Consider the following 15,183-nt stretch of genomic DNA (forward strand, 5'->3'; position numbering starts at 1 on the left):
TTGCTGGCGCGGGCGCTCGGCGGCGCGGACACTGTGCCTCATGGTGAGGCTGGGCGACGTCATGGACGACGTTCGGTGGCAGGGATTCGTCGGGCGGGGCGAGCAGGTCGTCGCCTTCGACGAGGCTCTGGCCGGGCGGTCGCCGCATCGCGTCCTGTTCGTCCACGGTGCGGGTGGCGTCGGCAAGACCACCCTCCTGCTGCATCTGCGCAGCCGGGCGCAGCGAGCCGGGCGCACCGCCGTCTACCTCGACGGCAGCGAGATGGACCCGTCGCCCGAGGGCTTCGTGCAGGCGGTCGGTGCGCACACCGCGCCGGTGCTGCTGGTCGACGGGTACGAGCACCTCACCCCGATCGACGGCTGGCTGCGCCGTGATCTGGTGCCCACCCTCCCCGCCGACGGTGTCGTCGTCATCGCCGGCCGGAATCCGCCGGGAGCCGCATGGCGGTCGGATCTCGGCTGGCGCGGTCTTGTCGCCGTACACATGCTGGTGAATCTCGACGATGCCGACAGTGCCGCTCTGCTGGAGCGGGCCGGTGTCGCGGCGCCGGACCGGGAGCCGATCATGCGGCTCGGGCGGGGGCATCCGCTGGCGCTGGCGCTGCTGGCCGACGCGACAGCGAACAACGGCGCGGTGCCGCGGACCCTCGCCGAAGCCCCCGACCTGATCTCCGCGCTGATCGCGTCGCTGGTGCAGGAAGCGCCGTCGGACGCCCATCTGGCCGGCCTGGGAACCTGCGCCAAGGTACTGCTGACCACCGAGGACCTGCTGCGGCGTACCGTCGGCGACGACGCGCCGCGGGTCTGGGAGTGGCTGCGTGACCGGCCGTTCATCACGGTCCGGCCGCACGGGCTGACGCCGCACGATCTGACCCGCACTGTGCTGGACGCCGAGTTCGAGCGGCGCTTCCCGGACCGTTACCGGGAGCTGCACCGGGTCATCCACGACTACGTCGTCACCGGTCTGCACAACTCCGCCGGCACGCACCGCCAGCTGCTCGCCCAGCAACTCGCCCAGCTGCACCGGCAGGGGCCGTTCAGCACGCAGTTCCGAGCGGTGGCGGCGGACGGCAACACCGCGGTGGTGCCGGCGCGTCCGGAGGAGCTGGCCGATGCCGTCGAGCTGATCGGCAGGCACGTGGGCGCGCGGTCGGCCGAGTTGGCCCGCGGATGGTTCGCTGAGCGGCCGGCGGGCGGCAGCGTGGTGCGGGCCGAGGGCGGGATCGGCGGTTTCTGCTACCACGTGCTGGGACCGGCGGGTTCCACCATGGAAAATCAAGATCCAATTGTACGGGAGATACACGCGCACATCGCCCGGACCGCGCCGCTACGACCCGGTGAACAGGTCGACATCTCACGATTCCTGCTCGGGCGGGACGGCGCTCAGAGTGACCCGTACGCGGTCTTCACCGGCTCGATCTCGTCGATCGTCGAGTGGTGCGGCCGGCCCCTCGCCTGGGCCTTCATCGTGTCGGTGGAACCGGAGTTCTGGGGCCCGTTCTTCGACTATCTCGCCTTCCGTGAGGTGCTGGAGGTGACCTTCGACGGGCGGCGCCACGTGGTCTACGGCAACGACTGGCGGCGCTTCCCGGTCGGCGCGTGGCTGGAGCTGATGTACGAGCGCGAGCAGTCCGGCGGAACCGGCCCACCGCCGGACTCGATGCAGCTTCCCGCGCCGCTCGGCCGCGCCGCGTTCGACACCGCCGTACGCGCCGCGCTGCCCAACCTGTGCCGGCCCGACCGCCTCGCCGGGTCACGACTGGTCGGCACCCGGCTCGGCGCCGACCCGGCCGCCGTCCGGACCGCGCTGCGCACCGCGGTCGGCGAGCTCGCCGGGCTCCCCCGCGGCGACCGGCTCCGGGCGGTGCTGCACCGCACCTACCTCAGTCCGGCACCCACGCAGGAGGCCGCGGCGGAGGTGCTCGGCCTGCCGTTCAGCACGTACCGGCGGCATCTCGCGAAGGCGGTGGACGAGCTCGTCGAGCGGCTCTGGGCCCGCGAGACCGGGCAGGAATTGGGCGGCGACTGACCTGGAGAGTGAGCACCGCCCGGTCGGATCCTCGGCCCATGACGACGACAACGATCCTGGGAGCCGGCCTCGCCGGCCTGACCACAGCGATGATGCTGACCGCCGACGGCCACGACGTGACCGTCCTCGAACGTGACCCGGCCGTGCCGGGCGACGAGCCGTGGGACGACTGGGAGCGGCCCGGGGTGAACCAGTTCCGCCTGCCGCACTACCTGCTGCCGCGCTGGTGGGCCGAGTTGCGGGCCGAACTGCCCAGCGCCGCCGCGGCGGTACACGCCGCCGGCGCGACCGCGATCAGTCCCCTGCTGGCCCTGCCCGCGGAGCTGCGCGGCGACCAACGCGACGGCGACGACCGGTTCGCGACGGTCACGGCTCGCCGCCCGGTCCTCGAGGCCGCGCTGGCGGCAGCCGCGACCGCCGCCGGGGTGACGGTCCGGCGCGGCGTACGCGTCACCGGCCTCCGCACCGACGGCCGCCGGCCGGTCCCCCGGGTGACCGGCGTGACCACCACCGGCGGCGCGGTCGACGCCGACCTGGTGATCGACTGCGGGGGCCGCCGTTCCGCGCTGCCGGCGTGGCTGACCGCGGCCGGCGCGCGGCCACCCGCCGAGGAACGGGCCGACGCGGGCTTCGTCTACTACGCCCGCCACTTCCGGTCGCGGCACGGTCTTCCGGAGATCCGGTCGCTGCTGGTTCAGCCGTACGATTCGCTCTCGATCCTGACCCTCCCGGCCGACCACGGCACCTGGAGCGTGGTGGTGACCTCCAGTGCCAAGGACCGGGCGCTGCGAGCCCTGCGCGATCCGGCGGTCTGGTCGGCCGCGGTCGGCCGCTACCCGCCGGCCGCGCACTGGATCGACGCCGAGCCGATCACCGGTGTGGAGGTGATGGCGGGCCTGGAGGACCGGTTGCGCCGGTACGTCATCGACGGCTCCCCGGTCGCCACCGGCGTCGTCGCGGTCGGCGACGCGTGGGCGTGCACCAACCCGTCGCTGGGCCGCGGCGCCTCCTTCGCGATCATCCACGCCCGCGTCCTGCGGGACGTCCTGCGCGAGGTCGGTGTCGCCGACCACGACAAGCTCGTCCGCCGGTTCGACGAGGTGACGGCCCAGGTCGTCGAACCGCTCTATCGCGCGACCAACTTCGTCGACACGCACCGGCTGGCCGAGATCGACGGCGACGTCGCGGGCGTGCCGTACTGGCCGGACGACCCGCGCTGGCTCGCCTCCAAGGCGCTGTTCGCCGCCGCCCTCAGCGACCCCGGCGCGTTGCGCGGCTGGCTGTCGATCAGCTCGTTCCTCGCCACCCCCGACGAGGTCTTCGCGACGCCGGGCCTGCGCGACCGCGTCCTGGCCCTGGGCCTGCAGGCTCCGCAGTACCCGCTGCCCGGCCCGTCCCGCGCCGAACTCCTCGAAGCCGTCGCCGGAGGCACCCGATGACCGTCACGATCGGCGATCTCACCCTGCACGTACGCGACACCGGCCACGGCACGCCCGTTCTGCTCCTGCACGGCTGGCCCGACACGGGCGACCTGTGGCAGCACCAGAGCCGATCCCTGGTCGCCGCCGGCTACCGGACGATCGTGCCCGACCTGCGCGGCTTCGGCGCGTCGAGCAAACCGTCCGACGTCGCCGCCTACGCCGCCCCGGCACTCGTGGACGACGTCGTCGGCATCCTCGACGCGCTCGGCGTCGGCCGCGCCCACATCGTCGGGCACGACTGGGGCGCTGCGATCGCTTGGATGACCGCGGCGTTCGCGCCGGAGCGAGTCACCTCGGTCACCGCGTTGTCCGTCGGGCATCCGTCGTCGTTCGCCCTGGCCGGCTGGGAGCAACGGCAGCGCTCCTGGTACATGCTGCTGTTCCAGTTCCCGGACGTCGCCGAGCAGTGGCTGTCCGCCGACGGGTTCCGCAACCTGCGGGAGTGGTCGTCCCATCCGCGAATCGAGCAGGTGGTCGAGCGCCTCTCCGAGCCGGGCGTGCTGACAGCGAGCTTGGGCGTCTACCGCGCGAACGTGCCACCCGAGACGCTGCTCGTGCCGCGCGTGCTGCCGCCGATAACGGCGCCCGCCATGGGCGTTTGGAGCAGTGACGACTTCGCGCTGACCGAGGAGAGCATGACGAACTCGGCGAAGTTCGTGACCGGCCCCTGGCGGTACGAACGCCTGGAGGGCGCCGGCCACTGGCTCCAGCTGGACGCCCCCGCCCAGGTCGGCGACCTCCTGCTCGACTTCCTGCGATCCGTGCAGCCGCCGAACTGACGACAGGCCGGGCGGTCCAGGGTGGACAGAGCAGCCCGGGCGGCGAAAAGTGGGACCATGGACCGGGTCGCGATCGTGACCGGTGCGTCCGCGGGCATCGGCGCGGCCACCAGTCGCCTGCTGCACGAGACCGGCTTCCGCGTGTACGCGGTCGCCCGGCGGCTGGACCGGATGGCGTCGCTGGCCGCGCTCGGAGTCCACACGGTCCGGGCCGACGTCACCGACGACGCTGATCTGGTGGCACTGGTCGATCGAGTCGTCACCGAGTCGGGCCGCATCGACGTCCTGGTCAACAACGCCGGGTACGGGTCGTTCGGCGCCCTCGAGGACGTGCCGCTGGACGAGGCCCGACGCCAGTTCGAGGTGAACGTCTTCGGCGCGGCCCGGCTCTGCCAGCTCGTGCTCCCCCATCTCCGGGCGCGGGGCGGCGGGCGCATCATCAACGTGTCCTCGATCGGCGCGCGGATGTACCAGCCGCTGGGCGGGTGGTACCACTCGACGAAGTACGCGCTGGAGGGCCTCAGCGACTGCCTGCGGGTGGAGCTCGAACCACTGGGCATCGACGTGATCATGATCCAGCCCGGCGGCATCGACACCGAGTTCCCCCGCGTCGCCGGCGAGCGACTGCTGGCCGCCTCCGGCGACGGGGCGTATGCGGAGTACGCCCGCAGGTACGCGGCGTCGCTGGCATCGGACGCCCGCGGCATCTCGTCCCCGTCCGTCGTCGCCGGGGCGATCTGCCGAGCGGCGACGACCCGGCGGCCACGCGCCCGGTACGCGGTCGGACGCGGCGCGAAGGCGGCTCTGCTCGTACGCTGGCTTCTGCCTGACCGTGCCTATGACCGGGTGCTCGTGGGACTGTTCAGCGCCATCACCCGCGCAACCGCCCGGCAGGCCGGACACTCGTAATTCGGTGTCGCGGGGCGGCCCGCGCCTGATACACCCCGTAGATGCGTGAAGAGGCCCTGCCCGGCGGCAACACCACCGGCGCTGTGTTGATCGACGGTGTCGTGCACAAGCGCGCCTCGCCGTGGACGGCGACGGTGCACGCGCTGTTGCGGCATCTCGAGGAGGCCGGTTTCGAGGCGGCTCCCCGCGCGCTCGGCTTCGACGACCAGGGCCGCGAGATGCTGACCTATCTGCCCGGCGAGACCATGGGCGCCCGGCACTCCTGGCCCGCGTGGGCGTCCGCCGACTCGATGCTGACCCAGGTCGGCCGCTGGATGCGGCAGGTGCACGACCTGACAGCCGGCTTCACACCACCGCCGGACGAGCGCTGGTTCATCGGCGGCGCGAAGGCTCCCGGGCACATCATCGGTCACCAGGACGCCTCCCCCATGAACGCGGTCGTGGACGGCGACCGGCTGGTCGGCTTCTGCGACTGGGACATCGCCGGCCCGTCCGCACCGGAGTGGGACCTGGCGTTCTCCGCGCTGACCTGGGTGCCGCTGGCCTCACCACGCGACGGGGCGGAGCTGAGCGACCACGACCGCCAGGAGCGCCGCCGCCGGCTTCATCTGCTGCTCGACGCGTACGGGTACGACACCGACCGATCCGTGTTCGCTACCGTCGTGCCGCAGCGGGCCCGCCGCCAGGCCGAGGTGATCCGCCAGATGGCCGCCGCCGGAGACGCGGCATCACTTGCCCTGATACCTGTCGCGGAGCTTCTGGAGGAATCCGCGGGTGACGTTGGGGCCCTCTCGGACGACTTCTGGATCCTCTGATCGACCGGCGTGCGTTCGGCGCATCTCGATGACACGCTCGAGCAGCGTGATCAGCATGTCGTTCGTTGATCGGCGGTTGCGTGCGTCCCCCGCGATCACCGGGACATCCGGCGAGATGGCCAGAGCGCCGCGAACGTCATCCGCGTTGTGATACTGCATTCCATCGAAGCAGTTGATGGCCACGATGTAGGGCGCTCTCCGGTGTTCCACGTAGTCGATCGCAGCGAAGCAGTCTGCCAGTCTCCGGGTGTCGACGAGAATGACAGCGCCCATACATCCCCGGATGATCTCGTCCCACATGTACCAGAACCGGGTCGACCCGCCCGGGCCGAACAGATACACCACGAGATCCCGGTCCATGGACACCCGGCCGAAATCCATCGCGACCGTCGTGGTCGTCTTTCCGGGCACCTGGCGGTTGTCGTCGACGCCCACCGCGGCGCTGGTCATGATGGCCTCGCTGGTCAGCGGCGTGATCTCCGAGACGCTGCCGATCGCGGTGGTCTTACCCGCGCCGAACCCGCCCAGGATGGCGATCTTGCAGCTGATGGTCCGCGGCGAGCCCCGCGCCGGTCGTGGCGGCGGCTCCGCCCGGTTGGGAACGATGACGAAGCGGCTGCCGAACCCGTCCCGCGTCGGCGGCGTGCGGTTGCCGTCGCCGCAGGCCAGTACGCCGTAGATGTCCTCGATCGACAACTGTTCAGGGGCGCCCGTATGGCCCAGGCTCAGGATCCGGTCGAGGTCGGCGATGTGATGCGGCCGCAGCGACAGTTGGTAGATCTTATCCCCGGCCGCACCGCTGACGGGCAGTTCGAGGCCCTCGCCGGTGTGCACCACGACGACAGCCTGGGCGGCACTCTGTCTCAGCGCGTCGATGATCGCGCTCCAGGCGAGGGAGCCGTCGCTGGTCAGGATCAGCGGGTCGTCGCGTCGCACGGATGCCAACGCCAGGTGCACGAACAGCATGTCCGAGGTCGCGGCGGCCGCCTCGCGCAGGTGCTCGACGAGTTGCCGAGTCGTGGGATTCGTCAGCCAGGAGACGGCCTCAGGTGACACCCCCGCGTGCTCGATCAGCGTCTCCGGAAGCAGTCGCGCGGACGCCGTCGCGTCGCTGACCAGCAGGACCCGGGAATCGGGATCCTGCAGGCGAACGATCGACGGATCGCGCCAGCGCGGCGGCGTGGACAGCGTGTCCTCGCCGGCCGGCACGTACGGCCCGCCTTCGAGGCGCTGCATGACCTGCGCGCGGACCCTGGCGAAGGGCCGGCTCAGCGCTGAGATCCGCAGCTCACCGTCGGGACCGGGTGTCGCGATCGCCGGCGCGACAGTCGCCGACTTGTCGATGTAGGACGACACGTTGTCGAGAATCTGTGTCGCCTCGTCGGTTCGCATGGTGCCGAGCAGGACGTCGCGTACACCGGGAAGGAAGTCGTACATCGGTTCGGGGCCGGGGAACGGCACCGGCATGACCAGGCCCCCGTAGATGACCTCCGCGAGGTGGGATTCGTTCGACGAGGGGAGCATGATGCTCTGCACGAGTCGCATGACCCCGGGATGCAGCGGGGCGGCGGTGAGGTATCCGGCAAGCCGGTACGCCGCCGGCGACGCCTCCGCACGGAAACGCATGACCCGGTGCAGGGCCGATGTCCGCTCCGGCGGCACGGGTGCCGTCGCGAGGCTGCCGCCCGCCGCCTTGACGATCGCCACCGCACCGTCGACACCGCCCTCGGCAGCACCGGCGACCAGCTTCGCCCAGGAGTTCAGCCAGCCGGGGCTCACTTCGAGCATCGGAACGGCGTAGCGCTCCCGCCGTGGCCGCCGCCAGGGATAGTCGCGGCGCTGCACCGTGAGCTCGCCGTTGGGCCGGGCGAAACCGGTCGCCGCGAGATGGGCCGGAACCGGCGGCAGGCACGTGCGCGACCACAACCGCTCCGGCAGCGGCTGCAGGATCGCCACGGGACCGTGACGTGCCCAGTGCCGCAGGGCGCGGTGGATCCCGGGCTGCTGCCAGCCCGCGCCCACGCAGTCGCTGACGACCAGGACGAGGGTGCGCCGGGCGGGGTTCAGCAACTGCGGGCGGCGAATGCGCCCGGCCGGCTCCACGACCAGCTGATGGACGGTCACCGTGCGGAACGCGCCGAGCCGCCGGAACAGCGCGACGATCTCGGCGCTCAGGGTGGCCCACAATCCGGCCGGGTCGGATTCCACCACGACGGCGAGGTCCAACGCCCGGTCGCCGGCCGGTCGGGTGACCGGGCGCCAGCGGCGGTGTTCGGCGTACCACTGGGCGGTGGCGTCCTCGTCCAGCTCCGCACGGTCGCGCGAGGCGACCGTCCGTTTGAGAGGACGCAGAGCCCGCAACAGCTCGAGTGTGGCCAGCCTCGCCTGCTCGCCGGGCGTCACCCGCACGGGATGCGCCGGCGCCTCCTCCGGAACGTCGGCGGGCGGCGCCACCTCGGCGCCGAAGTCCCGCAGCCGCTTCGGCTCGAGAGCGTGCAGCGCCGCCGCTTCCCGGGCCTCCGGGACCGGCTCCGGCCTCGCCGCTGCCGGTGGTCGCAACGAGCCGTCCGCCCCCGGGACCGGAGAGACACGAGGCGGTGGTGAGGCGGTGGCCGGCTCCCTCGGCGGGAGGTGGGCGGCGAGCCAGAGCGCCTCGCTGAGCTCCCGGGCGTCCAGCGTGACGTCCGCGGCGCTGAGTACCTGCTGCAGCCGGTCGATCGACATGATCAGGCTGTCGAGTTCAGCTGGCGCAGGATCAGCCCGGCCAGGTGCTCTCGCGCACCGCGGTCCTTCGCGGACGCCTTGTCCAGCAGATACACGGCGTTGAGCAACTGGTCGGTGGCCATCTCGCCGGTCTCGCGGCGGGACAGGAACGAGGTGATGAGGTCCTCGTTCGTCTCGGCCCGGTCGGCGCCCAGGTGCGCCGTGACGATCGCGCTGAGACGGTCACGGTCGGGTGACGGCAGATCCAGTCGCACGCACCGCCGCAGGAACGCCGACGGGAACTCCCGTTCCTGGTTGCTCGTCATGATGATCAGCGGGAACTGCAGGCAGGCGACGTGCCCGTTGCTGACCCGTACCTTCGGGCCGTTGTCGGCCGGCTGCAACGAGACCTCGGGGGTGGTGTCGGCGATGCGGGCCAGCTCCGGGATCTCGTACTCACCCTCCTCGAAGATGTTGAGGAGGTCGTTGGGGAAGTCGAAATCGCTCTTGTCGATCTCGTCGATGAGAAGGACCCGGGGGAAAGGGTACGGGACCAGCGCGGTGCCGAGCGGGCCCAGCCGCAGGTAACGCCCCAGGTGGCTGTCGGCCGCGTCACCGGTGCTGGCGTCCTCGACCCGGCCGATCGCGTCGTAGCGGTACAGGCCGTCCCGCAGCGTCGACCTGCTGGTGATGGGCCAGCGCAGCACCGAGCCGAGCCGCAGTTCGTGCGCCACCGCGTACGCGAGGGTGGACTTCCCGACGCCCGGCTCGCCGGTGACCAGCAGCGGGCGCCGCAGGTACAGGGCGGTGTTGACCAGGTCGATCGTGTCGGGGTCGGCCTGATAGGTGGTGGCCAGGGCGGTCCGCCGGTGCCCGTGCGGTGTCGCCGGCGTCCGGTCGAACTCCGCCACCGGATCCCCGCTGAACCGTCGCCACGGTGGCGGCTCCGGCAGACGCTCGATCCCGTCGTGCACCTCTCCCGTACCGGTGAAGATGAGCCAGTCGTCGGTCATGAATGCCACTCCTCGGGGCGGACGAGCCGGTCACGTGGTGGCCGGCGCGTGGGGTCGTCGTACAGCAGCACCAGGTTCGCGGCGCAGTGCCCCGGCGATGCTGTCTCGGCGGCCTGGGCACGCAACCGGCGGACGCGCTCGGGGAGCTCGGGCAGGCGCACGCCGGCCAGCGCCGCGCCCAGCTCCCGCAGGAAGGAATCGCCGGAACAGCCGTCGCCGCCGCAGTCCGGGCACGCGTCGCGGCGCCACATCATCACCGGCACCCCGGCGGACAGCGACACCTCCATGGCGGGCCGGTTCGCGGAGTGCAGGGGCGACGAGGCGAACACCAGGACGCAGCGGTGGAGATCCTGGGACAGCCAGCCCTCCACCGCCTCGTGACTGCGCCGGTCCGTGCAGGACACGCGGTCGTCCTCGGCGCCGAGATCGCGGCCGGCACCGGTGACCCACCGTTTCTGCCACTCCGGGACGACCCGGTCGTTGTCGAGGCGCGACTGGTCGCGCACCAGCACGGCGTGCTTGCGCCCGAGGGCCGACCAGGGCTGCTCCGGCCAGATCCGCCAGGACTCGAAGTCCACCTCGAGCAGCCCCGGCGGGAGGAACACCTCGACCGTGACGTCGCCGCCGTCCGCCGCCATCGAGGTGAGCTGGCGGGGCAGTTCGTCGTGCAGCAGGCGCAGCGCCTCCGGCACGGTCATCGGCCGGGTCTCCACGGGCACCGGGATCACCGTCGACGCGTCGAACCAGTGCCAGATGCCCACCTCCACCCTGGTCTGGTCGTACCCCACCGGGCGCAGCCGGACCATCAGCGACGACGGCCCGCCGAACTCGGGGCCGGCATTCAGCCGGGCGGTCGTCTCCTTGCCGAGCCGCAGCCGCCCGGCCGTGACGAGTGCCCAGTCGCGGACCAGCAGGGAGTCCTTCCCGGTCAGGTCGCGCGCCAGATCGGCGGCGTAGCGCAGCACGTACGGCAGCTGTCCCGGCATCGGTGGCATCTGGGCCGAGAGCTCGGCGACCACGTCCGCGCTGTCGACCAGCGGCCGGACCGGTGCCGGGCTCTCCCGGCCGGCCGCCCGCAGGAACCTGTCCTGGTGATCGTCCGGCACCGTGACACGCGCCAGGATCCCGCGTAGCTGGCGTTCCTCCTCCAGGAGCAACCGGCGGGGTTTCGCCTGGTCGAGCGCGTCGCAGGCGGCGGACCACTCCTGGTCCTCGGCGTGGAAGCTGTCGTGTGCCCGGATCAGCCGCCGGTAGATCGCGGGGCCGGCCTCGCGCAGGGCCCAGATCGGCACCGCGAGTCCGCCCATGTCGGCGTCGCGCTGCCGGTTGGCCTTGGCGAACCCGCACACCCCGCCCGTCCTGAGGTTCAGCACCGGGCCGCCGGACATGCCGGGAGGAATCTCCCGGCCGCCCAGGAGCAGCATCTGGCGGTCGGCGCGACCGTGGAACCCGTCGAACGTCGGCGCCGCGGACGTCTGGTCCAGGTTCGCCTGGTAGACGCCGGAGAACCCGGCGATGTGCAGGAAGGATCGCAGCGACGGCATCCGCTGATCCAGATAGGCACAGGCCCGGACATCGGTCGCGGCGGGAACTTCGACAACCGCCAGATCAGGGTACGGCCAGAGCTCACCGTCCCGAGCCGGAGCCGACGAGTAGAGGACCTCGCCCTCCCACTCGGACTCGTCGTGCCGCACGAGCACGCTCCGGCGGTTGCCCACCACGTGCGCGCACGTCACGACCAGTCCCGGTGCGGCGAAGAACCCGCTGCCGGTCAGCACTTCCCCCCTGATCTTCACCAGGGAGTCGCGCAAGAGCCGCGCGGCGACGTCGGATGGCTCCACGGGCTCTCCGTTGACGGGGACGGACAACGGTAACCAGCCGAAAGTGGAGCCGAGCGCTTCTGGCGGCTGCCGGACAGTTGCCTTGACAGCACAGGGGTGACCGCGCCGAGCAGCGCGGTCACCCGTACAAAATCTAGAAGTTGCCTTCGGTGTTGCACTTCGCCTTCTGGACCAGGCAGTTCTTGACGCGCTCGCTCTGCGCCCGGTTCTCCCAGGCGAAGAACGCGTCGCCGTGCATCGACGACGCCATGCCCGACGCGAGCCGGAAGCCGGCCGCGGTGCCGCTGGTCTGGTACGAGATGAGGAACGACAGGTTGGGGATCGCGATCGGATAGTCGCCCCGGCAGGTGCCGTCGTAGCTGTAGGAGACGTGCGCCTTGTGGGTCGGACTGTCCAGGTTGCGGCCGTCCCAGCAGTCCTGGAACACCAGGTGGAACATGAGGACGGCGGTGGACGCGCAGATCGGCCAGTTGCCGTCGGCGCTGCGGCCGATCTCGCCGCCCGGGCCGGCACAGTAGAAGGCGTTGACCGAGCCCGCCGGAGTGGGCGTCTGCAGCTTCGCGTCGCCGGCGATCATCCGGAAGCCCTGCGGGAACGGCTTGGTCACCGACGGGTCGGTCAGCCGGGATCCGTAGTAGACGACGACGTCCTTCGGCTCGATCACCCGGTCGCCCTGGTAGAGCGACGGGATCCAGTACGCGGACAGGTCCGGTGCCGGGCGGCAGCTGGTGCTGGCGTTGGCCAGCAGCGTGGCGGTGGTGGTGTTCGCGTCGGTCCTGTCGTTGCCGAGGAACGAGTGCATGTGCGAGGCGCCGGGCAGGCCCGGGAAGATGATCGGGTCGTCCGGGCGCGAGTGGCTGTACCCGCAGGTCGCGTTGAACTCCGCGACCCGGACGGTGCCGGCCGGCACGGGCCGGGGCACGATCGCGTTGAACTGGGCGAGCTGCGCGTTCCACGCCGCCTGGTCGATCGGGATCCAGCCGGCGCCCGGGTCGGACGGCTGGCCGTCGCCGAACGAGAACCAGTTGAGGTTGACGAAGTCACCGCCGGTCGTGTTGCGCAGGACCGCGAACACGGTCTGCGCGCCGGTCGGGTGGCTGGCCACGGTCGCGGTCAGGGTGCGCCAGGTCTGCCAGCCGCCGGTCGCGGTGATGGCGAACTGGGTCAGGAGCGGCCCGGTCACCGAGCCGGTGCGCAGCTCCACGGTGCCGGTGCCCACCGCGGACGCCACCCGCGCCTGGACGGTCAGGGCGCCGGCCGCGCCCAGGTTGACGTTGTCGTAGCGGAGCCAGTCGCCGTTGGCCAGGTAGGCGACGTTCTGCCCGCCGCCGGTGTCGGCTGTCGCCTCGACCTGCGTGCCGGACTGGGCGGCGTAGGACTCGGCCTGGACGGTGACGGTCGCGGCCTCGGCGGATCTCGGTACCAGGATCGCTGCGGCCGCGAGGACGGCGGCGAACAGCACGCGGGTGCGTTGCATCGATGCTCCTCGAAGTGGGGACGGTTCAAGGAGTATCGGGGTCGAGAGAGCGCTTTCTCAAGCGCTACCAGCTTTGATCGTCGCCATGTGCGGAAATCTCGGGAAGCGCTTTCTCAGTCTCTCTGCGCCAGCAGGAAGTCCGTTACCGCTGGAGCGAAGCCGGGCCCCAGCGGAGGTACGTGTGTACCGCCGTCGATCGTCCACGCCTGCACCGTCGCGTTGCCGGTGCAGTCCCAGGCTCGTACCGACGTCTCGGCCGGGGCGCCCCCGACGAGGTCGACCGCCGCCGCTTCCCGGCCGTCGCCGGTGCATCCGTCGTGCTCCCGCCACTGCGCGACAGTGGTGGCCGCCGACGGGTAGGTGGAACCGTCGATGGAGCCGCCACCGAACGCGATGGTCTCGTCGGCGTCGCCGTGGACGGCGAGCACGCTCACCGGTTCCGACGGCCGGCATTTCGTGGCGTCGTTCCAGGTCGCACCGTTGAGCGACGCGACAGCGGTGACCTGATCGGCGTGGTCGCAGGCCATCCGGAACGCCATGAAGCCGCCGTTCGAGTGGCCGATCAGATAGACGCGGTCGATCCGGTACTCACGCTGGATCGTGGCGATGAGCTCGCTGAGGTACCGCGAGTCGTCCGGCTGCGCGTCGAAGAAGTCACAGCAGGCGTCGGTGGCGTTCCAGAACCGGTCACCACGATCATCGACGGTCCCGTCCGGATACACGTAGACGAACCCTCGCCGGTCCGACTCGGGCGTCAGCTTGAAGTAGGACTCCTGCTCCTTCGCGAACGACGAATACCCGTGCAGCAGCACAACCAGCGGCGCGGCGGCCTTGGCCGGATCATAGGACTCCGGTACGTGCACGGTGACCGGCCGCCCACCGATCTCCACAGTGCTGGTACCGCTCTCCGGCAGGGCCGCCACCGAAGGGCTGCTCGCTGGCTTTGATGCGCCCGTCGAACCACACGACACCGCCGCCATGACCACCACCACGGCAAGCACGATCCGCGCCGCCACCCCACCGTTTCGAGACACGAACCTCATGCTAGACGTGCCACCCATGGTGTTTGATCGATCAGTGTTCGACTGGGACTCCGTGCGGGATGCGCGAGGCGACTCCGGTGCCGTCGTCGAGCGGCTGCTCGATCGGCTCAGCCGCCGGCCGGACGCCGCCCTCTGGGACGAACTCAACCGTCGACTGGTTGTCGAGGACGAGTGCTTCTTCTCGGTGGGGTTCGCCGCTCTGCCCGCCCTCAGCCGGCTCGCGCAATCCGGCGACACCGAGCAGCGGGACCGGGCGCTGGATCTCGCCGCGGTGATCACCCGGACGCTGCACCGAAATCACGAGGACGACCGTTTGGTCCGGGCCGATCCCCAAGCCCTGCGGGTACTGCACGGCCTGGCTCAGATCCGCGTCGCCACATGCGTCGGACCCACATTGGCCAGGCTCTTACAGGACACCCTGGCCTTCGCCGGTTACACGTTCTGGGCCTCGATCAGCATGGACTTCACCGACGAGCACTACCACCTCGACTGCCCACATTGCGCCACCCGCCTGGCGGTCGTCATCGGGGACTACGGGCACTACTCGGCGATCCGGGATCACAACGACGGCGATGTCCACCGCGTTCCCCTCCGCCCGGCCGCGCCCGCCGACCTCACCGGGACAGCCCGGTGGATGCACGACACCGCGGTCTCCGGGGGCGACACGACACTGGCCGGCGGGCTCACCCACCTGTTCGGTCAGGCCGAGTGCGGCGCCTGCGGCAGCACGTTCAACCTGGCCGACTGGTTCGAGGCCGAGAACAGCCCCACTCAGCCCATCGATCCCGTGGTGCCGAGAACCGACCGCTCGAACTGACGCCGACCGCCGGCCTTTGTCGGGATACCCGGATTCGAACCGGGGGCCTTCCGCTCCCAAAGCGGACGCGCTACCAAGCTGCGCCACATCCCGTTTCCTACGTAGGCCAGGCGGGATTCGAACCCGCGATCTCCGCTGTGAGAGAGCGACGAGCACTCCAGGCTGCTCTGCTGGCCCAAGGTTTCCTTCAACAAAAAAGCCGCCACGACGTGGCGGCGGCGAAACTGATCGTCGATCAGCTGCGCCACCGGCCCGGCTCGGGCCGCCACGAGGCGA

The 15,183-nt window shown here is 71.2% G+C and carries 10 protein-coding genes, 2 tRNA genes and 2 pseudogenes; 6 read left to right on the forward strand and 8 right to left on the reverse strand.

Annotated elements, in window-relative coordinates:
• The first annotated feature begins 40 nt into the window (after window positions 1-40).
• From AB0M02_RS28925 to AB0M02_RS28945, 5 genes are read left to right on the forward strand one after another with little or no spacing between them, the layout of a single operon-like run.
• Window positions 41-2,029: an ATP-binding protein gene (locus AB0M02_RS28925; RefSeq protein ID WP_364232310.1), complete on the forward strand. Its 1,989-nt coding sequence runs from the start codon at window positions 41-43 to the stop codon at window positions 2,027-2,029.
• 38 nt (window positions 2,030-2,067) lie between these two features.
• Window positions 2,068-3,468 (forward strand): FAD-dependent monooxygenase, encoded by a 1,401-nt coding sequence (locus tag AB0M02_RS28930; protein WP_364232312.1) that lies wholly within the window; start codon window positions 2,068-2,070, stop codon window positions 3,466-3,468.
• Complete coding sequence (locus AB0M02_RS28935) at window positions 3,465-4,289, forward strand: alpha/beta hydrolase (RefSeq protein WP_364232313.1); 825 nt, start codon at window positions 3,465-3,467, stop codon at window positions 4,287-4,289. Before AB0M02_RS28930 ends, AB0M02_RS28935 begins: the two co-directional genes overlap by 4 nt.
• A 57-nt stretch (window positions 4,290-4,346) precedes the next feature.
• Entirely contained in the window at window positions 4,347-5,198 is an 852-nt protein-coding gene (locus AB0M02_RS28940; RefSeq protein ID WP_364232316.1) for an oxidoreductase, read from the forward strand.
• 41 nt (window positions 5,199-5,239) lie between these two features.
• Complete coding sequence (locus tag AB0M02_RS28945; RefSeq protein ID WP_364232317.1) at window positions 5,240-6,013, forward strand: phosphotransferase; 774 nt, start codon at window positions 5,240-5,242, stop codon at window positions 6,011-6,013.
• Window positions 6,014-6,019: 6 nt separating this feature from the next.
• Here the strand turns inward: AB0M02_RS28945 and AB0M02_RS28950 are convergent.
• The 6 genes and pseudogenes from AB0M02_RS28950 to AB0M02_RS28975 form a co-directional block, all read right to left on the reverse strand.
• Window positions 6,020-6,562: pseudogene (locus AB0M02_RS28950) on the reverse strand (ATP/GTP-binding protein); the annotation flags it as partial.
• Between the two features lie 795 nt (window positions 6,563-7,357).
• Window positions 7,358-8,737, reverse strand: a pseudogene (locus tag AB0M02_RS28955) (SAV_2336 N-terminal domain-related protein); the annotation flags it as partial.
• A gap of 2 nt (window positions 8,738-8,739) precedes the next feature.
• Window positions 8,740-9,729 carry a MoxR family ATPase gene (locus tag AB0M02_RS28960; RefSeq protein ID WP_364232319.1) on the reverse strand — a complete coding sequence of 330 codons (990 nt, stop codon included), beginning with the start codon at window positions 9,727-9,729 and terminating at the stop codon, window positions 8,740-8,742.
• Window positions 9,726-11,570, reverse strand: a complete 1,845-nt coding sequence (locus AB0M02_RS28965; protein ID WP_364232321.1) for a trypsin-like peptidase domain-containing protein — start codon at window positions 11,568-11,570, stop codon at window positions 9,726-9,728. Before AB0M02_RS28965 ends, AB0M02_RS28960 begins: the two co-directional genes overlap by 4 nt.
• A gap of 133 nt (window positions 11,571-11,703) precedes the next feature.
• Window positions 11,704-13,047, reverse strand: coding sequence for a DUF1996 domain-containing protein (locus tag AB0M02_RS28970; RefSeq protein WP_364232324.1), 1,344 nt, complete (start codon window positions 13,045-13,047; stop codon window positions 11,704-11,706).
• A 113-nt stretch (window positions 13,048-13,160) separates the two neighbouring features.
• Window positions 13,161-14,081: an alpha/beta fold hydrolase gene (locus tag AB0M02_RS28975; RefSeq protein WP_364232326.1), complete on the reverse strand. Its 921-nt coding sequence runs from the start codon at window positions 14,079-14,081 to the stop codon at window positions 13,161-13,163.
• Window positions 14,082-14,124: 43 nt separating this feature from the next.
• On the opposite strand from AB0M02_RS28975, the gene AB0M02_RS28980 reads away from it, so the two are divergent.
• Window positions 14,125-14,907, forward strand: a complete 783-nt coding sequence (locus tag AB0M02_RS28980) for a hypothetical protein (RefSeq protein ID WP_364232329.1) — start codon at window positions 14,125-14,127, stop codon at window positions 14,905-14,907.
• 19 nt (window positions 14,908-14,926) lie between these two features.
• On the opposite strand, the gene AB0M02_RS28985 is transcribed toward AB0M02_RS28980, so the two are convergent.
• Window positions 14,927-15,000, reverse strand: a tRNA-Pro gene (locus AB0M02_RS28985).
• A 9-nt stretch (window positions 15,001-15,009) separates the two neighbouring features.
• A tRNA-Glu gene (locus AB0M02_RS28990) sits at window positions 15,010-15,084 on the reverse strand.
• Window positions 15,085-15,183: the final 99 nt, after the last annotated feature.

This window comes from Actinoplanes sp. NPDC051861, assembly GCF_040681145.1.
GTDB lineage: Bacteria > Actinomycetota > Actinomycetes > Mycobacteriales > Micromonosporaceae > Actinoplanes.